The sequence below is a fragment of the Pseudomonas yamanorum genome (genome assembly GCF_900105735.1).
Classification (GTDB): domain Bacteria; phylum Pseudomonadota; class Gammaproteobacteria; order Pseudomonadales; family Pseudomonadaceae; genus Aquipseudomonas; species Aquipseudomonas yamanorum.
The window spans coordinates 5996222-6018122 of record NZ_LT629793.1; the positions used below are offsets into that span (position 1 = coordinate 5996222).

Below are 21901 nucleotides of genomic sequence, written 5' to 3' on the forward strand. Positions count from 1 at the left end.
CTTGATCTTAGGCGCCCCGTTAAACCACGCTGGCCGAACGCAGGCTTTGGAGCGTGGGTAACCCGGCAGGACGCCGGGTTAGCCGTCCTGGGCCAAGGATGGCCCATGACGGCGGCCCACGGTCCAAAGCCGGAGTGAGGGCACACCGAGCCTAAGCGAGGTGCCGAGTGGTGGGGCAAGAGCCTTTTGGTTACTTTTGGGCTCCTTTCAAAAGTGACCCGCTGTAAGAGCGGAACCAATTTAAGCCATCACCCAAATAACGGATATTCACCCCCAAAGCCTACCGCTCAATCGACCGACTCCACCGCGCATTCCACTCCGGCCGCGCCTGGTTCACCTGATCCCAGTCAATCGAAATCGCCGTCTGCAAATAACTGTTCATTGCCTCCACCCGAGCCCGAGTCTTATCCGTGGTCGGCGTAGTAGGATTCGAAGGAATCTGATCCCCCAACTCTAAAGCCGGCGCCTGCGCCTCAGCGGTCAACAAAAATTGCGCCAGTTTCTGCGCCAACTCCGGCTGGTCATTCCGCGCAATCACACACTCCGCCACGTTCAACACCACCGCGCCTTCCTTCGGCTGCGCATACTCCATCGGCACACCCAACAACTGCTGCGTGGTCACCTGCGTCGGCGTCAGCGGAAAGATCGCCGCCTCATCCGTCTGCACCATCTCGGAAATCTTCGCCGAGCTGGCGATGTACTCCAGCACATTCGGCCCAACCGTCTTCGGCCACGCCTTGAACCCCGGCTCCACGTTGGTCTCGCTACCCCCCTGAATCCGGTTGAACATCAAGAACCCATGCAACCCAAACGTGGACGAGGCCAGGGACTGAAACACCACCTTGTCCTTGAACCGTGGATCCGCCAGGTCCATCCACGATGTCGGCGGCGCCCAGCCCTTTTCCTTGAACATCTTGGCGTTGTAACCCAACCCGGTCACCCCGAGCGTCACCGCAACTGCCTCTTCCTTGATTTTGGCCTTGGCCGGAATCTGATCCAGGGTCGGGTTAGGCGTGAGCTTCTCGCACAACCCCATGGAGATAGCGCGGTACATGATGCCGTCGTCGAGGAACATCACGTGCATCTGCGGGTTGTCCTTGTTGGCCTGCACCTTGGCCAGGATGTCCGACGAGGTGCCCGGCACGATCACCACCTTGACGTTGTTGGCCTTCTCGAACGCAGGCAGCACCTTGTCGGCGTAGACCCGCTCCATGGTGCCGCCGTTCATGCCCAGGTACAGCGTCGGTGCAGCATGGGCCGCCGTGCTCAACAGGGCGAGGGACAGGCAAGACAGCGCAGTACGTTTGATCATGTGCATGAATCTTCCTCTCAGGCTTGGAAACGACGGATGGAAAATGCTTCGATGGGCTGCCGGCTGGCCCCCGTGCAGACGATTTCTGCCAGGGCTTCACCGACCGCAGGGCCGAGCTGGAACCCGGCGCCGGCAAAGCCGAAACCGTGAAGCAGGCCGGGTTGGGTGCTGCTGTCGCCGATCACCGGTTCGTGGTCGGGTAGATAACCTTCGGTGCCACTCCAGGTACGGATCGCCTGGGCACCTTTGAGGAACGGGTACAACTCGCCGGCGTTGCGCAGAATTTCCAGCACCGCCGCTTGCCCCGGGCGGGCCTGTTGCGGGCTCAGGGCAAAGCCGCGACCACCACCGAGGATGCAATTGCCCCGGGCAACCTGCCGCGCATAGATTCCGCCGCCTTCGACGCCGGTACTCACGTCCATCACCACCGGCAACGGCTCGGTCACCAGCATCGCCGGGTGCGCCGAGGTCATCGGCACCGGTTCGCCAAATTGCGCGGCCACGGTACTGGCCCAGGCGCCGGCGCAGTTCAACAGCCAGCGGGCTTGCAGCTGCACACCATTGGCACAGCGCACCTGAAACAGCTGGCCGTCATGTTCAACCTGGGTGACTTCGGTTTGCTCCATCACCCTCGCACCGTGGTGTTGGGCGGCGCGGGCAAAGGCGGGAGAGACCAGGCGCGGATTGGCGTGGCCGTCTTCGGGGCATAACGAGGCGCCGACCGCCACATCACCCACCCACGGAAACCGCGCACGCAGTTGAGCGTGATCCAGCATTTGCAGGCCCAGGCCAAAGCCCCGAGTGGCGTCGGCGTAAGCCTGCAAGGCGGCCAGGTCTTCGTGACTGCGGGCCAGTTTCAAATGCCCGGAGCGCACGTATTCGCCATCGATCCCAATCAGCCCCGGCAAGTCGGACCACAGCTCATGGGCACGTTGCGATAACGGCAACTGATGCAATGGACGACCCTGGCGCCGCACGCCGCCATAATTCACGCCGCTTGAATGCGAACCACAAAAGTCCCGCTCCAGCAGCACCACGCGCCGACCTTTCTGCGCCAGCATCAAGGCGGCTGACGCGCCGACAATCCCGCCGCCCAACACGATCACTTCGCTGTCGATCATGGCTGCACCTCCACGCCAAACGGCAAGGGTTTGATCGGTGCCTGGCCCCGCAGGCGGCCAACGTTTTGAATCTCGCGCCCACTGCGTTCGGCAATGATTTCTGCCGCTGCGAGCCCACACATCCGGCCCTGGCAACGGCCCATGCCAACCCGGCAATGGGCCTTGACCCGGTTCACTTCCCAGTGGCCTTCGTCCACCACCGCGCGTACTTCGCCGACGCTGACTTCTTCACAGCGGCACAAGATCAGTTCATCCGGGGCTTCGGCGGCCCAGTTTTCCGGGAAGGGAAACGCGGTTTCCAGACCGTGGCGAAAGCGCTGGATACCTGCCAGTTGCTGTTCCAGCACGGGCCCGCGACGGTGGTCGATGGCAACACCGCTGTCTTCGAGCAAGGCCAATGCCGCTCTCTCGCCGGCCATTTGCGCCGCATCGGCGCCCATGATTCCGGCACCGTCGCCAGCCAAATACACGCCTGCGACACTGCTACGCCCGGCCGCATCTCGCTGTGGCAACCAGGCGCGGTTCAATGCATTCCAGGAAAATTCACAGCCGAGCAAGTCCGCCAGTTGGGTCTCGCTGCGCAGGGCATGGGCGAAGGCCACGGCATCACAGGCGATTTCCTGTTGATCCCAGTGGATGCCCGTCACTCGTTGTTCGCCGTCGATGTGCGACAGCGTTGCACCTTGATACACCGGGATGCCGTGGGCCGTGAGCCAGGCGCGGTAGTACAAACCTTTTGCCAGGGTCGCCGGCTGGCCGAGCAATGCCGGCAAGGCGCGGCACTGGGCGCTGAACGGCGCGCTGTCGAGCACCGCCACCACCTTGGCCCCGGCCTTGGCGTACTGATACGCCACCAGGTACAGCAACGGCCCGCTGCCGCAAAACGCCACGCGCTCGCCGATGGCGCAGCCTTGATACTTCAGCGCGATTTGCGCCGCGCCCAAACTGTACACACCGGGCAGCGTCCAGCCGGGCACCGGCAGGATGCGGTCAGTGGCGCCCGTAGCGACGATGATCTGCGCGTATTCGATGCTTTCGGCGTGGCCGTTGTTGAGCATGTCCAGGCGACCGTTCTCGGCATTCCACACCAGGGTTTCCGGCCGGTAGTCGATCCGGGTTGCCAGCTCATCCATGGTGCGATGCAGCGCCGCCGCCTTGCCCGCTTCAAAGCCATACAACTGCTTGGCCGAGCGCCGGAAGTTCGCCGGTTGGCGCCGATAAATCTGGCCGCCGCCGCGCAGGCTCTCGTCCACCAACACCGGGGTTACGCCATGCTCGAGCAAGGTCCGGGCGGCGGTAATGCCCGCCGGGCCTGCGCCGACTATCACCACTGTCTTCATGCCTGGCGCCCCGGATCACGGCGAATCGCCTGGCCGTCTTCCAGCAAGGTCGAACAGGCGCGCACTCGGCGACCGTCCTCAAGCCGCACCCAGCAATCCTGGCAGGCGCCCATCAGGCAGAAACCGGCGCGGCGTTCGGCGCTGAAATCACTGCCCCGCAGGTGCTCGGCGCAGGTCAGTACGGCGGTCAGCAAGGTGTCCCCGAGCAAGCCTGTGGCAGGCTGCCCGTCGAGGGTGAAGGCGAGGGTGGGCCGCTGGGTCTCGACCAGTCGTTTGAACAGTGCCATCAATGTTTCCCTACCAACACGCGGTCCAGGCCGTAGACCCGGTCCAGCAGAATCATGGCCGCCGCGGTCAACCCGATCACCAGCGCGGACACGGCCGCCATCATCGGGTCGATGGATTCGGTGGCGTACACGTACATGCGCACCGGCAAGGTCTGGGTGGCCGGCGAGCTGACAAAAATCGACAAAGTGACTTCATCGAAACTGTTGATGAACGCCAGCAACCAGCCGCCGGCCACGCCGGGCAAAATCATCGGCAAGGTGATCTGGCGAAACAGGGTGAAGCGGCTGGCACCCAGGGATTCGGCAGCCTGTTCGGCGCTGCGATCGATGCCGATGGCGGCGGCCAATACCAGGCGCAACACGTAAGGCGTGATGATCACCACGTGTGCCAGCATCAGCCAGGTGAAGCTGCCGTTGACGCCCATCATTGCGAACAGCCGCAGCATCGCCACCCCCAGCACCAGGTGCGGAATGATGATCGGCGAGAGGAACAGCGCACTGAAGAAGTTACGGCCGGGGAACTGGTAGCGACTGATCGCCAGGGCTGCCGGCACCGCGATCAAGGTCGCCAAGGTAGCGGCCACGAAGGCCAGGACCAGGCTGTTATAGAACGCCTGGATAAAGTCGGCACGTTCGAACACTGCATGAAACCAACGCAGGGAGAAGCCCGACGTCGGCAGGCTCAAGGTGTTTTCCGGAGTGAAGGCCACCAGGCACACCACCACCAGCGGCGCCATCATGAACAGCACCACCAGGCCGTGAAAGCCCAGGGCCAAAGGACCGTTTCTGGACATCGTCTTATACTCCCAGGGACTTTTTGTAGCGGCCTTCGACCATGCGGTTCCAGCTCAGCATGATCAGCAAGTTGACCAACAGCAGCACCACCGCGATGGTCGCGCCCATGGGCCAGTTGAGTTCCGAGAGGTATTGGTCGTAGACCACCGTGGCGACCATCTTCAGTCGACGTCCGCCCAGCAGGCCGGGGATCGCGAAGGAGCTGGCGGCCAGGCCAAACACGATCAGGGTGCCGGAGAGCACGCCGGGCATTACCTGCGGCAACACGATCTTGCGCATCACCGTGGCCTGGCTGGCACCCAGGGACAGCGCCGCCTGTTCCGCCGACGGGTCGAGCTTCTGCAGGGAGGTCCACACCGGAATGATCATGAACGGCAGCATCACGTGCACCAGTGCGATGATCACCGCGAACGAGGTGTAGAGCAGCTTCACCGGTTTGCCACCGAGGGCCTGGATCACCTGGTTCACCAGACCATCGGCACCCAGCAGCAGGCTCCAGCCAAAGGCCCGCACCACCACTGAAATCAGCAGCGGGGTGAGGATCAGGATCAGGAAGATCGAGCGCCACGGCGTGCCCATGCGGCTGAGGATGTAAGCCTCGGGCACCCCGATCACCACGCAGAGCAAGGTCACCAGGGCACTGATCCAGAAGGTGCGCCAGAAGATCTCGTAGAAGTACGAATCGCTGAACAGCGACAGGTAGTGGGCGAAGGTCCACTCATCGGCCTTCACCCCCACCTGGTAGTCGAACACGTTGAATGACAGCACCAGCGTCAGACCCAGGGGCAGGATCAGCAGCCCGAAAAACAACACCAGTGCCGGCAACGACAGCAGGTAACCACGGCTCATGCGCGCACCTCATCGGCCGCCAGCACCCGCAGCAGGCTCGACTCCCAGTCCAGGCCTACCGCCGCGCCGCAACCCAAGGGCGCACTGCCGTCGTTGCGGCGGACGACGGTCAGCTCGCCGATCCGGGTCTTGATGCGGTACAGCCATTGGCTGCCGAAGAAATAGCTGTCGAGGATCGTGCCTTGCAGGCGCCCCGAGCCGGCGGCCACCAGGTCGATCTTTTCCGGGCGCAGGCTCAGGGTCAGTTCGCCGTTGCCGGGCTCGAAGCGCACTTGCGGCGCGCCGAGTTGATCGAAGTCGCCCGCCAGCAGGTTGGCCTTGCCGACAAAGTCCGAGATGAAGCGCGTGCGCGGGTGTTCATAAAGTTTGTACGGCGCGTCGATCTGGGTGACGCGCCCGGCCTGCATCACCACCACGCGGTCGCTGATGGACAGCGCTTCGGCCTGATCGTGGGTGACCATCAGGGTGGTGATCCCGACTTCGCACTGGATGCGGCGGATTTCGAACTGCATCTCTTCCCGCAGGTTGGCGTCGAGGTTGGAGAGGGGCTCGTCCAGCAGCAACACCGGCGGCTCGATCACCAGGGCGCGGGCCAGGGCCACGCGCTGGCGCTGGCCGCCGGACAGTTCCCGCGGGTAGCGCTCGGCGTGAGGGGCCAGGCGCACCAGTTCCAGCACGGTCTTGACTCTGCTTGCGATCTCGCCGGCGGGCACCTTGCGCATCTTCAGGCCGAAGGCAACGTTGTCGCGCACGCTCATGTGGGGGAACAGCGCGTAGCTCTGGAACACCACGCCCAGGCCACGGCTGGCGGGTTTGGCGTGGGTGATGTCGCGACCATCGAGGACGATCTGCCCACCGGTGACGTCGACGAAGCCGGCGATCATTTGCAAGGTGGTGGTCTTGCCGCAGCCCGAGGGGCCGAGCAGGGACACGAATTCGCCTTTTTCCACCGCAAGATCAGTGGCGACCACCGCGTCGACGGCGCCGTAGCGTTTGCTCAAGGCGTTGAGTTGGAGAAAAGCCATGTCTGCGTTCCACCTTTTTGAGTCGCGTCGAAACGCGCTTTTTTGTTTTGGGCAGATGCGAAAAGGGTGTTGCGGGTGCGTTGGCGCTCGATCTTGAGTCGGCTGCCGTTAGTTGTTCATTTCGCCCCTGTGGACGCAGATTAGGGCGAAAGACTAGGATGGCGGAAGATGGAATTTCACTGGATAGAGTACTTTTTTCAGTTTCATTCACTGATCAGAATTTAGTGTGAGATATCGGCTTATGGATTCCACTGAGCGGAATGAAAGTGTCAAGGAAGTCGGCGCCGGTGGCGTCTCCCGGTTGTTTGCATTACTGCGCATCCTCGGCGCGGCGCCGGACGGTGGTGAACGGGTGACGCAACTGGCGCAGCAGGTCGGGCTGTCGCAACCCACCACCCACCGACTGCTGCGCAGCCTGATGGACGAGGGCATGGTGGAGCAGGATGCGCGCACCAAGCGCTATCGGCTGAGCCTGGAGTTCTTCGCCCTGGCGGCAAATGCAGGCAATACCGGCAACCTGCGGGACCTGGTGCGGCCGAGCATGTTGCGCCTGAGTGCTTCGCTGGGGGATTCATTGTTCCTGCTGGCGCGCAGCGGGTTTGATGCGATCTGCCTGGACCGCAGTGAAGGGCCGTACCCGATCCGTACCTTCACCGGTGACATCGGCGGGCGCGTAGCGCTGGGCGTAGGGCAGGGCAGTTTGGCGATCCTGGCGTTTTTGCCGGAGGAAGAGCGCGAGACGGTGATCCGCTACAACTTGCCACGGCTCAAGGATTTTCACCTGTACGACGAGGTGTTTTTGCGCTCGGAGGTGGAGAGTGTGCGGCGGTTGGGGTATGCGGCGCGCAATACCGGAGTGCTGGAAGGCATGGCCGGGTTGGCGGTGCCGATCCTGGATCGCAATGGGCATGCGGTGGCAGCGTTGAGTGTGGCAACCATCAGTGACCGCCTGGGGCCGGGGCGACTGCCGACGGTGGTGGAGTTGCTCAAACGGGAAGCGGCGGCGATCGGGCCGAAGATCAATCCGTTTGATCCGACGTTGCGCCGGCCTTCGCAGATCTTCGGTGGTTAGCAGTTGTCAGCCACAACAGAGATCAAATGTGGGAGCTGGCTTGCCTGCGATAGCGGTGGGTCAGCCAGCATTGTTGTCACTGATAGACCGCCATCGCAGGCAAGCCAGCTCCCACATTAGATAGTCGCCATCGTTTGAGCGCGCACCGGACTCATCGCCGCCATCGCCACCGAAGTCGCCGCCGTCCTGGTCTCCACCCCCAACTTCACATACACATGCTCCAGATGCTTGTTCACCGTCCTCGGGCTCAGCCCAAGAATGTCGCCAATGTCCCGATTGGTCTTGCCACACGCCACCCAGCGCAACACCTCGACTTCCCGCTCCGTCAGCTGAAACCGCGCCGACAACAACTTATGCGCCGGCTCATCCTCCAGAGTAATCACGCTCGGCTGCGTCGCCGCCCGCGCCGACAACAATATCCGCGACGTCCGCAAATGCGCTGCCACCCGCGCCAGCACTTCATCCGTCTGGATCGGCTTGGTCACGTAGTCACTGCCGCCCACCTCAAACCCCTGCACCACATGCTTGCTGTCGGTCAGCCCGGTCATGAACACCACCGGAATGTCCGCGCTGGCCGGTTGTGCCTTGAGCCGGCGGCAGGTTTCAAAGCCGTCCAGGCCGGGCATCACCGCGTCCAGCAGGATCAAGTCCGGGCGCCGGCGTTGCACGCGGTTCAGCGCGCTGAGGCCGTCCAGCGCCACCAGCACCATGTAGCCGGCGTCGTCCAGGGCGTCGGAGAGCATGGCCAGGTTGTCCGGGGTGTCGTCGACAATCAGCACCACGCCGGGCTCAGCGCTGTGGGTCAAGGCATTCATCTTCGGCCTCCTTCAGGATTCGGTTGAGTTCTTCCAGGCGAAAGCTTTTCAGCAGCGCCCGGAGCTTGTTGATGAACGGTGCGGTGCCTGGGCTTTCCAGCACGATGGCGTCGAGCTTTTCATGCAAACCACGCACATAGCCAATGGCGCTCAGTTCGGCGAGCACCGCGAGTTCTTCAGCACTGGGCAGCACGCCCGGTGTGATGACCGGTGCGACGATCGGCGTCCGGCGGCGCAGCCACTGCAAATCCAGGTGCAGTTGCACGCGCCCAAGCAATTCCGGAGTGCGCACCGGCTTGGCCAGGTAGTCGTTGCAGGCACCGGCGATGCTGCGTTCGCGGTCGTCGGTGAAGGCGTTGGCGGAGATGATGATAATCGGCGCGGCAGACAGCGCATTACGCCGGATCATCCGGCTGGTGGCCCAGCCGTCCATGGTCGGCATCGACAGGTCCATCAGGATCAGGTCCGGCGACAGCAGGGCCACCTGGCGAATCGCCTCCTGGCCGTTGCTGGCCTGGGACACCTCGAAGCCCAAGGGCGTGAGCATGCCGCTGAGCACCTTGCGATGGTCCACGTGGTCGTCCACCACCAGGATCCGCCGCCGCTCGCCGTGGTAGCCGATGATGTCGTGTTCAACATGCACCACCGCCTGCGGCACCCGGACCTGGGACAGGAACAGCCGCACCTGGAAGCAGGTGCCCTTGTCCAGTTCGCTGACCACACGCAATTCGCCCCCCATCAGTGAGGTCAGCATGCGTGTGATGGTCAGGCCCAGACCCACGCCCTTGTCCTGGCGCATCAGGTCGCCGCGTTCGAATGGCTGGAAAATCCGTTCGATCTGCTCCGGGTCAATGCCGATGCCGGTGTCGATGATCTCGAAGTTGGCGGTCTCGCGCATGTAGCTGACCCGCAGGCGCACCTCGCCGCTGTCGGTAAAGTTGATCGCGTTGCCCAGCAGGTTGATCAGGATCTGCCGCACGCGTTTTTCATCGCCGCGCACTACGGCGGGAATCTTGCCCACGCAATCCAGGCGAAAGCGCAGGCCCTTGTCTTCGGCCTGGGGGGTGAACATCTGTTCCAGGTCGTGGATCAGTTCCGGGAAGGGGATTTCGGTGAGTTCCAGGCGCAGCTTGCCGGCCTCGATCTTGGCCACGTCCAGCAGGCCGTCGATCAGCGACAGCAGGTGCGAGCCGCTGCGCAGGATGGTCGCCAGGGCGTCCTGATGCTGTTCGGGCATGGCGCTGTCACGCTGCAGAATCTGGGTGAAACCGAGGATGCTGTTTAGAGGTGTGCGCAGCTCATGGGACAGCCCGGTAACGTAGCGACTCTTGGCTGCGTTCGCCGCTTCCGAGGCTTCCTTGGCTTGTTGCAGGGCCTGGTCAGTGAGGCTGTGGGCGGCGATCTCCTGCATCAGCAGCGAGGTTTGCCGGTCGGATTCTTCCTGGGCGACCCGCCGGCTTTCGCGGGTGAGTACCACCCACCAGGCGAGCACGGCGGCCAACACCGAGAGGGTCAGGAACGCCTTGAAGAACGCCTGGTACAAGGTCTGCGAGTGGGGCAAACCCTGGGCGGCCTGCATGTAGATCAGCGCCAGCGCCCCGGCGAGCATCAGCACCAGCGCCATTAACAATCCGAGGTAGTGCGCCAGTCGGGTATGCAGGCGCGGCACCAACGTCGTCGGCAACAACCAGCGCAACACGCCTTCGAACTGGCTGGCCAGTCGCGCATGGGGTTTGCAGCGGTCGCCACAGCGTGCATCCAGTGAGCAGCAAAGCGAGCAGATCGGCGTGCTGTAGGCCGGACAGAACGCCATGTCGGCGGTTTCGAACGGGTTGCTGCACAGCCCGCAGATCACCAGCCCGGTGCCGGGTTGCGGATGAATCAACTGCGCTTCGCTGCTGCGGGCAATGTAGTAGCGGCCCTTGGTCAGCCATGCCAGCAGCGGCGCCATGACCAGTGCGGTGCCCAGCGCGACGAAGGGCGGCGCGGCCTGGGCCAGGGCGCCGAACAGGCCGAAGTGGGCGAGGATCGACAGCAGCGAGGCAATCAGCATCGAGCCGACGCCCACCGGGTTGATGTCGTAGAGGTGCGCACGCTTGAATTCGATGTGTTTGGGCGACAGGCCCAGGGGCTTGTTGATCACCAGGTCCGCTACCAGCGTGCCGATCCAGGCAATCGCGATATTCGCGTAGAGCCCCAGCACCTGCTCGATCACATCGAACACCCCCAGCTCCATCAGCATCAAGGCGATTGCCACGTTGAACACCAGCCACACCACGCGGCCGGGGTGGCTGTGGGTCACGCGGGCGAAGAAGTTCGACCAGGCCAGGGAGCCGGCGTAGGCGTTGGTCAGGTTGATCTTCATCTGCGAGATGAACACGAACAGCACCATCGCCCCCAGCGCCCATTCGGGAGAGGAGAACACATAGCCGAACGCGACCAGGTACATCTGGGTCGGCTCGGCGGCGCGCTCCATGGGGATTTCATGTTGCAGGGCAAGGAAGGCCAGGAACGCCCCGGCGAACATCTTCAACGCCCCCGGCACGATCCAGCCCGGGCCGGCGCACAACAGCGCGGCCCACCAGCGCTTGCGGTTGGCGCTGGTTTTTTCCGGAAGGAAGCGCAGGTAGTCCACCTGTTCGCCGATTTGCGTGACCAACGACAGCGCCACGGTGCAGGCGGCGCAGAACGACAGCAGGTTGAAGTCACCACCGTCGCTGCTGCGGCCGACGAAGCTGGTCCAGTCGCTGAAGGCCTCGGGGTTTTTCCACAACACGAAGCCATAGGGCAGCACCAGCAGCACCAGCCACAGGGGTTGCGTCCACAGTTGCAGGCGGCTGATCAGCGTTACGCCGTAGGCCACCAGTGGGATCACCAACACTGAACAAATGACATAGGCGATGGCCAGCGGGATATGGAAATACAACTCCAGGGCCAGGGCCATGATCGCCGCTTCCAGGGCGAAGAACAGGAAGGTGAAGCTGGCGTAGATCAGCGAGGTGATGGTGGAGCCGATGTAACCGAAGCCTGCGCCGCGGGTCAGCAGGTCCATGTCCACGCCGTAGCGGGCGGCGTAGTAGCTGATGGGCAGGCCGGTGAGGAAGATCACCAGGCTGATGGCAAGGATCGCCCAGAAGGTGTTGGTGAACCCGTAGCTCAAGGCCAATACGCCGCCGATGGCTTCCAGCGCCAGGAACGACACCGCGCCGAGGGCGGTGTTGGCGATGCGCAGTTCCGACCATTTGCGGAAGGACTTTGGGGTGTAGCGCAGGGCGTAGTCTTCCATGGTCTCGTCGGCGACCCAGGAGTTGTAGTCGCGGCGAATCTTGACGATGCGCTGGGTGCCGGGGAGGGGTTGCACGGTGGGTGGCTCCGGGAAGTGGGCTAGGAGGATGAGCAAGTTCCATGCCCTGATTCAAAATGTGGGAGCTGGCTTGCCTGCGATAGCGCTGGGTCAGGCACAGGGGCTTCGACTGACACACCGCTATCGCAGGCAAGCCAGCTCCCACATTGATCGGTGGTGTTTGGGCGGGCGGGATCCTGCTCGAAAATGGTGCGCAACGGCATACGTCAAATGACGTACGCCGTTACGTCAGGCTGCGTATACCCGCCGTGGCCACCTGCCGCCATGCTGAACCCCTCATTGCAGAGGAGTCGCCCCATGGAATCACGATTGATCCGCTCCAAACCGTTGTTGGCCTTATCACTGCTGGCGGCGAGTCTGTTCAGCCATGGCGTCATGGCCGACAACGAAGGCCTGGCGGTGACGCCGACGGAAGTCACCGTCGGCCAGCTGCACTCGGCCACCGGCACCATGGCGATTTCCGAAACCGGTTCGATCCAGGCCGAACGCCTGGCCATCGAGCAGATCAATGCCTCGGGCGGGATCCTCGGGCGGCAGATCAAGGTGATCCAGGAAGACGGCGCGTCCGACTGGCCGACCTTCGCCGAAAAGGCCAAGAAACTGCTGGTGAACGACAAGGTGGCGGCGGTGTTCGGCTGCTGGACCTCGGCCTCACGCAAAGCCGTATTGCCGATCTTCGAAAAAGAAAACGGCCTGCTCTACTACCCGACCTTCTACGAAGGCCTGGAACAGTCGAAAAACGTGATCTACACCGGGCAGGAAGCGACCCAGCAAATCCTCGCCAGCCTCGACTGGATCGCCAAGACCAAGGGCGCCAAAACCTTCTACCTGGTGGGCTCGGACTACATCTGGCCGCGCACCTCGATGAAGATCGCGCGCAAGCACATTGAAAACGTCCTGCACGGCACCGTGGTCGGCGAAGACTACTACCCGCTGGGCAACACCCAGTTCGGTTCGCTGATCAACAAGGTCAAGCTGAAAAAGCCTGACGTGGTGTTCGCCGCCGTAGTGGGCGGCTCCAACGTGGCCTTCTACAAACAACTCAACGCGGCGGGCGTGAATTCATCCAAGCAAACCCTGCTGACCCTGTCGGTGACCGAAGACGAACTGCTGGGCATCGGCGGCGAAAACATGGCCGGCTTCTATGCCTCGATGAAGTACTTCCAGAGCCTCGACAACCCGAACAACAAAGCCTTCGTGGAAGCGTTCAAGGCCAAGTACGGCAAGGACGCGGTGATCGGCGACGTGACCCAGGCGGCCTACCTCGGCCCATGGTTGTGGAAAGCGGCAGTGGAGAAAGCCGGCAGTTTCGACGTGGATAAAGTCGTCGCCGCCTCCCCGGGCATCGAGCTGAAAAACGCGCCGGAAGGCTATGTGAAGATCCACGAAAACCATCACCTGTGGAGCAAGTCGCGCATCGGTGAAGTGCAGCCAAACGGGCAGTTCAAGGTGATCTATGAGTCGGATCTGATCGAGCCGAATCCGTTTCCGAAAGGCTATCAATAACCTTTGCCGTGTAAACCCGGCTTCTGTGGGAGCCGGGCTTGCCCGCGATGCAGGCGACTCGGTCTTTCAGTGACACCGAGGTGATTCCATCGCAGGCAAGCCCGCTCCTACATAAAGCAGAAGCAGATTGCATTTCAACCTCCCGCTCAGGAGACCATCATCATGGAATGGCTATCGGAATTTGGAGCCATCGCGGCGATGCAGGGGTTCAACGGCTTGTCCGTGTTCTGCGTGCTGTTGCTGATGGCATTGGGACTGGCAATCATCTTCGGCCAGATGGGCGTGATCAACATGGCCCACGGTGAGTTCCTGACCATTGGCGCCTACACCACTTACGTCTGTTCCAGCCTCACCGCGCACTTCGCGCCGAGCTTTCAGCCGTATTACTTTTTCATTGCCATTGCCCTGTCTTTCCTCGTCGCTGGCGCCGTCGGCTGGCTGGTGGAGTGGGCAATGATCAGCCGTTTGTACAAGCGGCCCCTGGACACCTTGCTCGCCACCTGGGGGCTGTCCCTGGTGATGCAGCAAACCTTCCGCTCGGTGTTCGGCGCCCGTGAAGTGAGTGCCGAACCGCCTGCCTGGCTGATGGGGTCGGTGAACCTCACCGACGCCATCGAAATCCCGCGCAACGGCCTGTTCATGATGGGCCTGACCCTGCTGCTGACCGGGGCGATTTTTGTCATGCTCTACCGTTCGCGTTGGGGCCTGCAGGTGCGGGCTACCGTGCAAAACCGCTTGATGAGCCGCGCCGTGGGCATCAATACACGCAAGGTCGACCGCATGACCTTCGCCCTCGGTTGCGGCGTGGCGGGCGTGGCCGGTGCGGCCTTCACCACCATCGGCTCGACCGGGCCAACCGCCGGTTCGCAGTACATCGTCGACACCTTCCTGGTCGTCGTATTCGGCGGCGCGCAAAGCCTGTTCGGCACCATTGCCTCGGCGTTCGTGATTGCCCAGACCCAATCGCTGTCGGAGTTTTTCCTCAGTGGCTCGATGGCCAAGGTGCTGACGCTGTCGTCGGTGATCCTGATCCTGATGCTGCGCCCGCAAGGGTTGTTCTCCATCAAAGTGCGCAAGTAGAGGCGAACCGATGAAGGCTCTAGACAAACTGCTGGGCGGCCAGCAAAACCTGATCGGCATCGTGCTGCTGGCGGTGTTGATCCTCGTGGTGTTTCCGCTGACCCTGGATGCGTTTCGCCTGAACATGGTCGGCAAGTACCTGACCTACGCGTTCGTCGCCGTGGGCCTGGTGCTGTGCTGGGGTTATGGCGGGATTCTCAGCCTCGGGCAGGGGGTGTTTTTTGGCGTCGGCGGCTACTGCATGGCGATGTTCCTGAAGCTGGAAGCGTCCGATCCCGAGAGCACCAAGATCCAGTCGACGCCGGGCATTCCGGACTTCATGGACTGGAACCAGATCACCGAACTGCCGTGGCTGTGGCAGCCGTTCCACAGCTTCACCTTCACCCTGTTCGCGGTGATTGCGGTGCCGGTGTTGCTGGCGTTCATCATCGGCATGGCGCTGTTCAAGCGGCGGGTGGGCGATGTGTATTTCTCCATCGTCACCCAGGCGATTGCGCTGATCCTCACGGTGCTGATCGTCGGCCAGCAAGGCCTGACCGGTGGTGTCAATGGCATTACTGACCTCAAGACCCTGCTGGGCTGGGACCTGCGCGGTGACGGCGCGAAGATGATCCTGTATTTCATCAACGCCGGGCTGTTGTTCGGCTGCATCTTCATTGGCCGTTTCATCCTCGCCTCGAAGCTGGGCCGGCTGTTGATGGCCATGCGCGACAAGGAAGAGCGGGTACGGTTTTCCGGGTATGACGTGGCCAGCTTCAAGATTTTCGTGTTCTGCGTGGCAGCGGCGTTCTCGGCGATTGGCGGGGCGATGTTTGCCTTGCAGGTAGGCTTTATGTCGCCGTCGTTCGTGGGCATCGTGCCGTCCATCGAGATGGTGATCTTTGCCGCGGTGGGCGGGCGCATGTCGTTGCTGGGCGCGGTGTACGGCGCGTTGCTGGTGAACTACGGCAAGACCTACTTTTCCGAGTCCTTCCCCGAGCTGTGGCTGTACCTGATGGGCGGGTTGTTTATCGCCGTGGTCATGTACTTCCCCAACGGCCTGGCGGGGTTGTGGGACAGCCATGGTCGCCAGGCCCTGGCCCGACTGTTGCGGCGCAAGCCGGTGGTCAAGGCCGAGCCCGCGAAGATCAAGCCCAAGGCTGAAGCCAAGATCCTGGAGACACAGCCATGACCGCCGTCGGTTTTGAAATGAAAAAGCCCGTGTTGGCCATTGAAGGGCTGACCGTGTCGTTCGACGGTTTCAAGGCGGTCGATAACCTCAACCTGTACATCGACCGCAATGAAGTGCGGGTGGTGATCGGCCCCAACGGCGCCGGCAAAACCACGGTGCTGGATTTGATCTGCGGTAAGACCCGCGCCACCAGCGGCAGTATCCAGTTCGACGGCCAGGAACTGACCAAAATGCGCGAATACAACATCGTGCGGGCCGGGGTAGGGCGCAAGTTTCAGAACCCGTCGATCTACGAAAACCTCACGGTGTTTGAAAACCTTGAGATGTCGTATCCGGCCGGGCGCAAGGTCTGGGGTGCGCTGTTTTTCAAGCGCAATGCTCAGGTGGTGGCGCGGGTCGAGGAAGTGGCGCGGGAAATCTTTCTCGGTGATTTGTTGCAGCAGCAGGCGGACCTGCTGTCCCACGGGCAGAAGCAGTGGCTGGAGATTGGCATGCTGCTGATGCAAGACCCTGAATTGTTGATGCTCGATGAGCCGGTGGCCGGGATGAGCGTCAACGAGCGGGCGCAAACGGCCGAGTTGCTCAAGCGCATCAGCCAGGGGCGCTCGGTGTTGGTGATCGAGCATGACATGGAGTTCGTCAAGAGCATTGCCCACAAGGTCACGGTGCTGCACCAGGGCAAGGTGCTGGCCGAGGGCAGCATGGAGTCGGTGCAGAGCAATCCGAAAGTCATTGAAGTGTATTTGGGCCACTGAGGAGTCGGGCATGTTCAAGATCGACAAACTGTCGTGCGGGTACGGGCAGAGCCAGATTCTTCATGACTTGGAGCTGAACGTGGCCAAGCGTGAGATCGTCGCGGTGATGGGGCGCAACGGGATGGGCAAGACCACGCTGTTCAAGAGCCTGATGGGGATTCTGCCGCAGTGGCAGGGGCAGGTGAGTGTGGATGGGCATGATGTGTCTGCGCTTGAAACCCATGAGCGGGTGGAGCGGGGGATTGCCTATGTGCCGCAGGGGCGGATGATTTTTCCCAGCATGAGTGTGTTGGAGAATATCCAGACGGGGTTGCCGGCGTCAGCTCGGGGCAAGGTGCCTGAGGATTTGTATGCGTTGTTTCCGGTGTTGTATGACATGCGTTCGCGCAAGGGTGGGAATTTGTCTGGGGGGCAGCAACAGCAGTTGGCGATTGCCCGGGCGTTGGCGACGAATCCCAAGGTGCTGTTGCTGGATGAGCCGACTGAGGGGATTCAGCCTTCGATCATCAAGGACATTGCTCGTACGCTTAAGGAGATTCGTAATTTGCGGGATTTGACGATTGTTGTTTCTGAGCAGGTGTTGTCGTTCACGCTGGAGATTGCTGATCGGTTTTTGGTGATTGAGAAGGGGAGGTTTGTGATTGAGGAGACTCGGGATCGGGTGGATGAGGCGACTATTAGTCGGTATTTGTCGGTGTGACCTGGTTGAGTACATATCCGTTATTTAGGTAACGGCCGCTTATGGTTTCGCTCTTACAGCGACTCACTTTGGAAAAGCCGGAATGCCGGCCCAGCCCAAAGTAAGCAAAGGGCTCTGCCCCGCCTGTCGGCACCTCGCCTAGGCTCGGTGTTCCCTCACTCCGGCATTGCTCCGCGGGCCGCCGCGACGGGCCATCCATGGCCCGGCGCGGCTAAACCGGCGTCCTGCCGGTTTACCCGCTCCGCAATACCTGCGTTCGGCCTCGGGCTTATTGGGGCAGTCAGATCAAGATCAAAAGCAGATCAAGAGCACAGCGGCCTCCCGGCCGGCTTGAGTGTTAAAAGCAAAGGCAAGATCCAGAGCGAAAGCCAAATCTGAAGCTGATGCAGCTCTGCTTTTCTGTGGGAGCTGGCTTGCCTGCGATGCAGACACCTCGGTGTATCAGGCAGACCCAGTTGATGCCATCGCAGGCAAGCCAGCTCCCACATTTTGACCGTGCCCGCTTTAGCTTTTGATTTTGCTGTTGCTTCACCACACTCAAGCCGGCCGGGAGGCCGCTGTGCTCTTGATCTGCTTTTGATCTTGATCTTAGGCGCCCCGTTAAACCACGCTGGCCGAACGCAGGCTTTGGAGCGTGGGTAACCCGGCAGGACGCCGGGTTAGCCGTCCTGGGCCAGGGATGGCCCATGACGGCGGCCCACGGTCCAAAGCCGGAGTGAGCAACCGTGTCGAATCTCAAGCCATTTCAGCGAAATGTTTTTGATCTCGGACCATCGCATTCAGGATCGTCAGCAGCTTTCTCATGCATGCAACCAGCGCCACTTTCTTCGTCTTCCCTGCAGCAAGCAGACGGTTGTAGAACCTCTCGATCACCGGGTTATGGCTCTTCGAGGACAAGACAGCCATGTAAAGCACACTTCGCACCTCAGCTCGACCACCCCATATCCGTCTACGTCCTTTGTACAGGCCGCTATCGCAGTTAAAAGGGGCCACACCAACCAATGCAGCCACTTGTTTGCGATTCACTTTGCCTAGCTCAGGAACCATCGCCAGCAGCGAAAGTGCGAGCACATTGCCAACACCTGAGACCTCGCGCAGCAAATCATAATTGGCCTTCCAGGCCGGCGAAGCTTTGATCGCTTCGTGCAAGTCATCGTCTGTACTTTTAAGACGCTTTTGAAGCCAGACGATATGTGCCTTGATATCCCGTCGAAGCGCCTTGAATACCGCCTGTTTCAGTCGAGACTCCTCCGCCACGATCATATCGATAAGCTGACGGCGTCTAGTCAGTAGATCTGCCAGTTCACGAGCGTGTTCATCTGGCATCTCCCGAATTTCGGGTTTGACCGCCTGAGCAAACTCCGCAATCACCTGGGCATCCAGAGCGTCGGTTTTAGCCAGCCGTCCGGTAGCCTTAGCGAAATCACGGACCTGACGGGGATTGACAACAACGACTGGTAATCCAGCAGCGCAAAGCTCGGCAGCGGCAAGCCGCTCATATCCGCCAGTTGCTTCCAGCACCACTAAAGCGGGCATCTGAGCCTTGAGATGCTTAGCTAAACGCTGGATATCTTCTGGAGTATTGAAAAACTGCTCGACTTGGCCAGTAGTGCTGACGAATGAGTCGAGCTTGTTTTTGGAAACATCAATTCCGACGAACGCAGAGTCATGGTCCATGGCGTTTTCCTCACGTCCAACCTTGCAGAATCGGGCTTTACGCCCAGGCAACCGTTCGGACTAGTTTAGAAAAGAACCTGCTTCGACCCATGCTCACTCACGATCTTGAAATCTGAGGGCACCACGGTCTGAAGCAGGTGAAAATAATCTTACAAGGGCACACCGAGCCTAAGCGAGGTGCCGAGTGGTGGGGCAAGAGCGTTTTGCTTACTTTTGCGCTTTTCAAAAGTGAGCCGCTGTAAGAGCGGAACCATAAGCGGCCGTTACCTAAATAACGGATATGTACACAACCCAGCCCAGCCCAGCCCAGTTACAGCACCAGCCGAACCTCGGCACACAACCCACCACCATCCCGATTGCTCAAGGTCAACTCCCCACCAATCGCCACCGCCAGTTGCTGGGCAATCGCCAACCCCAGCCCTGTACCACCAGTGCCACGATTACGCGAACTCTCCACCCGATAAAACGGCTGCATCACCTGCACCAGCTCATCCGCCGCAATCCCCGGTCCCCGGTCCAGCACCTTGATCGAAAGCTCACCCGCCGACGTCGACCCCACCTCCAACTGTGCCGCCCCGGCAAATTTCAGCGCGTTATCCACCAGGTTCACCAGCACCCGACGCAACGCATGGGGCCGTGTATCCAAAACCACCGCGCTTTTACCGGTCAAACTCACTTGCTTGTTCATGTCCTGGTAATCAAACACCAGGCTGTCGAGAAACGCATCCAGGTCGATCCGGCAACTGGCCTCGGTGGACCCATGCACACTGCGGGCATACGCCACACCCTCGCGCACCAGATGCTCCATTTCCCCCAGGTCACTCCAGAGCTTCTCCCGATCCACCGAGTCCTCCATAAACTCGGCGCGCAATTTCATGCGGGTAATCGGCGTCTGCAAGTCATGGGAAATCGCCGCCAGAATCTGCATGCGCTCCTTGAGGTACTCGGCAATCCGCTTCTGCATTTCGTTGAACGCCGCCGCCGCATGCGCCACCTCGGTGGGGCCGGTTTCGTCCAGCGGTGTCGGGCGCGCATTCGGGTCGAGGGTTTCCACCGCCCGTGCCAGCCGTGTCAGCGGGCGGATGGCGATGCGCACGGCGATCCAGGTGCACACCAGCAACACCAGCAACTGCAGTACCAGCACCACCGGCAGCCAGAACGCAAACGGGATGGGCTTGGGGTGTACATCAATGGTGATCGGGCTGCCATCGGCCAGTGTCAGGTGCGCCTGGAAGTGTTTTTGCAGGCCGGGGATGTTGCGAAACGTCAGCGGGTAGTGCTCGCCCAGGGCATCGGCAATCGAGGTGGCGGCCATGGGCACGTCGTCGCTGGCCATCGGCTCGCCGGGTTCGCCGGCATTCAGCAGGTAGCGGTAGGCGTTGCGGTCGAGGCGCGGTAGCCAACTGGCGCGCTCGGCGGCGGGCAGGCGGTCGAGGATCGCGATCGATGTCGACACGTCGTTTTCCAGGTTGCCCAGCATCACGCTCCGGGCGCTCATGTAGCGCTCATAGAACTGCGCACTGAACGACAGGGCGTTGGCGCACAGCAGGCTGACGATGAAAATAACCGACAGTTGCGCCGCCAGGGTGCGCGGCCAGCGGAACGTGAGGGTCATGCCGAGTCCCCAAGGATTTCCACGGCCAGGGAGAACACATAGCCTTCGCTGCGCACGGTCTTGATGTAGGCCGGTTCGCGGGCGTCGTCCAAAAGGCGCTGGCGCAGGCGGCTGACCAGCAGGTCGATGGAGCGGTCGAACAGGTCTGCGTCCCGGCCTTGGGTCAGGTTCAGCAACTGGTCACGGTTGAGTACCCGTTGCGGATGGTCGAGGAAGACGCGTAACAGGCGGTATTCTGCGCCGCTCAGGGCCACCAGGGTGTTGTCTTCATCCAGCAGATGGCGGGCGGTGGTGTCCAGGCGCCAGCGGCCAAAGCGGATCAGCCGGCCGCTTTCCGTCACCACCAGGTTCGGCGGCAGCATCCGGGTGCGGCGCAGCACGGCGTTGATGCGGGCCAGCAGTTCACGGGCGGCGAAGGGCTTGACCAGGTAATCGTCGGCGCCCATTTCCAGGCCGATGATGCGGTCGGTTTCATCGTTGCGCGCGGTGAGCATCAGGATCGGCGTGGCCTTGTGTTTGCCCACCCGCAGTTCGCGGCACAGCTGCAAACCATCATCGCCCGGCATCATGATATCCAGCACGATCAGGTCCACGGGGGTGGTGTCGAGAAAGCTGCGCATCTGCCGGCCGTCGGCCACCACGGTGGTGCGCAGGCCATTCTTTTTCAGGTAGTTGCCCACCAGTTCGCGGATCTCCCGATCGTCATCGACAATCAGAATGTGATCGACGTGATCCATGCTGCGTTCCTCGTTGATTAGTCATTGATGCGCAGTCTAGCCACTGCCGGCGGGCTTGCCTTGTGCCCTTTGTATTGCAGTGTATCTGGCGGTGACGAGATACACATCGACGCAAAAATCCGGGCCTGGCCGACACAATCCGGATACCTCGCAAGGTTCAAATGAGCCCATCGAGGTGATCCGCCTCGGCCCACTTGAAACCCCGAGGAACCGCCCATGACTATCAAAGCTACCTATGCCAGTTGCCTGTTTGCCTTACTCACTGGCCTGAGTGTTGCCGCTCATGCCGAAACCACCGCCAGCCAGCCGGATATCCACCAGGTGGTGTCGATCTCCGAAGAGTCCGGTGGCGTGCTGTGCGGCATCGTCAACTCGCACCTGACCTACCTGGATTCCGAGGGCCAGCGCCACGTCCTCGACTACCGCAAATTTTCCAGCAATTGCCTTGAAGGCAGTTGAGGAGACCGGCCATGACCCCACTCAACAGCTTTCTCAGCGCCCTGGCGTTTTCCATGGCGGGTGTGGCGGCGGATGTGAATGCCGCCACCGCGAAAAAACTCACCGGCAGTGAAACCTGCTTCCAGAACACGCCGGTGGCGCAAAACGGCGCGGGTCGCAAACGCGCCGAAACACCCCCGGCCACGAGGTGACACCCATGAACTTCATCCGATACCTGCGCC

20 protein-coding genes are annotated in these 21901 nt (G+C 61.5%); 8 read left to right on the forward strand and 12 right to left on the reverse strand.

Annotation, left to right across the window (positions count from 1 at the left end; genetic code table 11):
- Nucleotides 1-280: 280 nt before the first annotated feature.
- From BLU46_RS28035 to BLU46_RS28065, 7 genes are read right to left on the reverse strand one after another with little or no spacing between them, the layout of a single operon-like run.
- Nucleotides 281-1312, reverse strand: a complete 1032-nt coding sequence (locus tag BLU46_RS28035) for an ABC transporter substrate-binding protein (RefSeq protein ID WP_003218283.1) — start codon at nt 1310-1312, stop codon at nt 281-283.
- A gap of 17 nt (nt 1313-1329) precedes the next feature.
- Nucleotides 1330-2433 (reverse strand): NAD(P)/FAD-dependent oxidoreductase, encoded by a 1104-nt coding sequence (locus BLU46_RS28040; RefSeq protein ID WP_093208278.1) that lies wholly within the window; start codon nt 2431-2433, stop codon nt 1330-1332.
- On the reverse strand, nt 2430-3773 hold the full coding sequence (locus BLU46_RS28045; RefSeq protein ID WP_093208282.1) for an FAD/NAD(P)-dependent oxidoreductase: 1344 nt from the start codon (nt 3771-3773) through the stop codon (nt 2430-2432). The genes BLU46_RS28040 and BLU46_RS28045 overlap by 4 nt, the downstream gene beginning before the upstream one ends.
- On the reverse strand, nt 3770-4060 hold the full coding sequence (locus BLU46_RS28050) for a (2Fe-2S)-binding protein (RefSeq protein ID WP_093208286.1): 291 nt from the start codon (nt 4058-4060) through the stop codon (nt 3770-3772). Before BLU46_RS28050 ends, BLU46_RS28045 begins: the two co-directional genes overlap by 4 nt.
- Nucleotides 4060-4854, reverse strand: coding sequence for an ABC transporter permease (locus BLU46_RS28055; RefSeq protein WP_003218275.1), 795 nt, complete (start codon nt 4852-4854; stop codon nt 4060-4062). Before BLU46_RS28055 ends, BLU46_RS28050 begins: the two co-directional genes overlap by 1 nt.
- 4 nt (nt 4855-4858) lie before the next feature.
- The gene (locus BLU46_RS28060) at nt 4859-5704 is read right to left on the reverse strand and encodes an ABC transporter permease (protein WP_003218273.1); all 846 of its coding nucleotides are present in this window, start codon (nt 5702-5704) and stop codon (nt 4859-4861) included.
- Complete coding sequence (locus tag BLU46_RS28065; RefSeq protein WP_093208289.1) at nt 5701-6729, reverse strand: ABC transporter ATP-binding protein; 1029 nt, start codon at nt 6727-6729, stop codon at nt 5701-5703. Before BLU46_RS28065 ends, BLU46_RS28060 begins: the two co-directional genes overlap by 4 nt.
- Nucleotides 6730-6970: 241 nt before the next feature.
- On the opposite strand from BLU46_RS28065, the gene BLU46_RS28070 reads away from it, so the two are divergent.
- Nucleotides 6971-7801 carry an IclR family transcriptional regulator gene (locus BLU46_RS28070; protein ID WP_063028853.1) on the forward strand — a complete coding sequence of 277 codons (831 nt, stop codon included), beginning with the start codon at nt 6971-6973 and terminating at the stop codon, nt 7799-7801.
- A gap of 116 nt (nt 7802-7917) precedes the next feature.
- Here the strand turns inward: BLU46_RS28070 and BLU46_RS28075 are convergent, their stop codons facing one another.
- A complete protein-coding gene (locus tag BLU46_RS28075) occupies nt 7918-8616 on the reverse strand; it encodes a response regulator (RefSeq protein WP_063028855.1) in 699 nt (232 codons plus the stop codon).
- Nucleotides 8591-11977 carry an ATP-binding protein gene (locus BLU46_RS28080; RefSeq protein WP_093208293.1) on the reverse strand — a complete coding sequence of 1129 codons (3387 nt, stop codon included), beginning with the start codon at nt 11975-11977 and terminating at the stop codon, nt 8591-8593. Before BLU46_RS28080 ends, BLU46_RS28075 begins: the two co-directional genes overlap by 26 nt.
- A gap of 300 nt (nt 11978-12277) precedes the next feature.
- Here BLU46_RS28080 and urtA point away from each other — a divergent pair, with 300 nt between their 5' ends.
- The 5 genes from urtA (at nt 12278) to urtE (ending at nt 17192) form a co-directional block, all read left to right on the forward strand.
- On the forward strand, nt 12278-13486 hold the full coding sequence (gene urtA, locus BLU46_RS28085) for an urea ABC transporter substrate-binding protein (RefSeq protein WP_017475234.1): 1209 nt from the start codon (nt 12278-12280) through the stop codon (nt 13484-13486).
- A gap of 162 nt (nt 13487-13648) precedes the next feature.
- The gene (urtB, locus tag BLU46_RS28090) at nt 13649-14566 is read left to right on the forward strand and encodes an urea ABC transporter permease subunit UrtB (RefSeq protein WP_063028859.1); all 918 of its coding nucleotides are present in this window, start codon (nt 13649-13651) and stop codon (nt 14564-14566) included.
- A gap of 10 nt (nt 14567-14576) precedes the next feature.
- On the forward strand, nt 14577-15737 hold the full coding sequence (gene urtC / locus BLU46_RS28095; RefSeq protein WP_063028860.1) for an urea ABC transporter permease subunit UrtC: 1161 nt from the start codon (nt 14577-14579) through the stop codon (nt 15735-15737).
- Nucleotides 15734-16492 carry an urea ABC transporter ATP-binding protein UrtD gene (urtD, locus tag BLU46_RS28100; protein WP_017475231.1) on the forward strand — a complete coding sequence of 253 codons (759 nt, stop codon included), beginning with the start codon at nt 15734-15736 and terminating at the stop codon, nt 16490-16492. Before urtC ends, urtD begins: the two co-directional genes overlap by 4 nt.
- A gap of 10 nt (nt 16493-16502) precedes the next feature.
- A complete protein-coding gene (gene urtE / locus BLU46_RS28105; protein ID WP_093208296.1) occupies nt 16503-17192 on the forward strand; it encodes an urea ABC transporter ATP-binding subunit UrtE in 690 nt (229 codons plus the stop codon).
- Nucleotides 17193-17927: 735 nt separating this feature from the next.
- Here urtE and BLU46_RS28120 read toward each other — a convergent pair.
- From BLU46_RS28120 to BLU46_RS28130, 3 genes are all read right to left on the reverse strand, one after another.
- The gene (locus BLU46_RS28120) at nt 17928-18869 is read right to left on the reverse strand and encodes an IS110 family RNA-guided transposase (protein ID WP_093200084.1); all 942 of its coding nucleotides are present in this window, start codon (nt 18867-18869) and stop codon (nt 17928-17930) included.
- 310 nt (nt 18870-19179) lie between these two features.
- On the reverse strand, nt 19180-20484 hold the full coding sequence (locus BLU46_RS28125; protein ID WP_063028864.1) for an ATP-binding protein: 1305 nt from the start codon (nt 20482-20484) through the stop codon (nt 19180-19182).
- Nucleotides 20481-21221, reverse strand: coding sequence for a response regulator (locus tag BLU46_RS28130; RefSeq protein ID WP_063028866.1), 741 nt, complete (start codon nt 21219-21221; stop codon nt 20481-20483). The genes BLU46_RS28125 and BLU46_RS28130 overlap by 4 nt, the downstream gene beginning before the upstream one ends.
- 216 nt (nt 21222-21437) lie before the next feature.
- On the opposite strand from BLU46_RS28130, the gene BLU46_RS28135 reads away from it, so the two are divergent.
- Both BLU46_RS28135 and BLU46_RS28140 read left to right on the forward strand, forming a co-directional pair.
- Nucleotides 21438-21680: a DUF2790 domain-containing protein gene (locus tag BLU46_RS28135; protein WP_093208301.1), complete on the forward strand. Its 243-nt coding sequence runs from the start codon at nt 21438-21440 to the stop codon at nt 21678-21680.
- Between the two features lie 11 nt (nt 21681-21691).
- Nucleotides 21692-21871, forward strand: a complete 180-nt coding sequence (locus BLU46_RS28140) for a hypothetical protein (RefSeq protein WP_093208305.1) — start codon at nt 21692-21694, stop codon at nt 21869-21871.
- Nucleotides 21872-21901: the final 30 nt, after the last annotated feature.

Coding starts and splice junctions, on each gene's coding strand:
- BLU46_RS28035 (WP_003218283.1), bottom strand. CDS start 1,312: ATGATCAAACGTACTGCGCTGTCTTGCCTGTCCCTCGCCCTGTTGAGC.
- BLU46_RS28040 (WP_093208278.1), bottom strand. CDS start 2,433: ATGATCGACAGCGAAGTGATCGTGTTGGGCGGCGGGATTGTCGGCGCG.
- BLU46_RS28045 (WP_093208282.1), bottom strand. CDS start 3,773: ATGAAGACAGTGGTGATAGTCGGCGCAGGCCCGGCGGGCATTACCGCC.
- BLU46_RS28050 (WP_093208286.1), bottom strand. CDS start 4,060: ATGGCACTGTTCAAACGACTGGTCGAGACCCAGCGGCCCACCCTCGCC.
- BLU46_RS28055 (WP_003218275.1), bottom strand. CDS start 4,854: ATGTCCAGAAACGGTCCTTTGGCCCTGGGCTTTCACGGCCTGGTGGTG.
- BLU46_RS28060 (WP_003218273.1), bottom strand. CDS start 5,704: ATGAGCCGTGGTTACCTGCTGTCGTTGCCGGCACTGGTGTTGTTTTTC.
- BLU46_RS28065 (WP_093208289.1), bottom strand. CDS start 6,729: ATGGCTTTTCTCCAACTCAACGCCTTGAGCAAACGCTACGGCGCCGTC.
- BLU46_RS28070 (WP_063028853.1), top strand. CDS start 6,971: ATGGATTCCACTGAGCGGAATGAAAGTGTCAAGGAAGTCGGCGCCGGT.
- BLU46_RS28075 (WP_063028855.1), bottom strand. CDS start 8,616: ATGAATGCCTTGACCCACAGCGCTGAGCCCGGCGTGGTGCTGATTGTC.
- urtA (WP_017475234.1), top strand. CDS start 12,278: ATGGAATCACGATTGATCCGCTCCAAACCGTTGTTGGCCTTATCACTG.
- urtB (WP_063028859.1), top strand. CDS start 13,649: ATGGAATGGCTATCGGAATTTGGAGCCATCGCGGCGATGCAGGGGTTC.
- urtC (WP_063028860.1), top strand. CDS start 14,577: ATGAAGGCTCTAGACAAACTGCTGGGCGGCCAGCAAAACCTGATCGGC.
- urtD (WP_017475231.1), top strand. CDS start 15,734: ATGACCGCCGTCGGTTTTGAAATGAAAAAGCCCGTGTTGGCCATTGAA.
- urtE (WP_093208296.1), top strand. CDS start 16,503: ATGTTCAAGATCGACAAACTGTCGTGCGGGTACGGGCAGAGCCAGATT.
- BLU46_RS28120 (WP_093200084.1), bottom strand. CDS start 18,869: ATGGACCATGACTCTGCGTTCGTCGGAATTGATGTTTCCAAAAACAAG.
- BLU46_RS28125 (WP_063028864.1), bottom strand. CDS start 20,484: ATGACCCTCACGTTCCGCTGGCCGCGCACCCTGGCGGCGCAACTGTCG.
- BLU46_RS28130 (WP_063028866.1), bottom strand. CDS start 21,221: ATGGATCACGTCGATCACATTCTGATTGTCGATGACGATCGGGAGATC.
- BLU46_RS28135 (WP_093208301.1), top strand. CDS start 21,438: ATGACTATCAAAGCTACCTATGCCAGTTGCCTGTTTGCCTTACTCACT.
- BLU46_RS28140 (WP_093208305.1), top strand. CDS start 21,692: ATGACCCCACTCAACAGCTTTCTCAGCGCCCTGGCGTTTTCCATGGCG.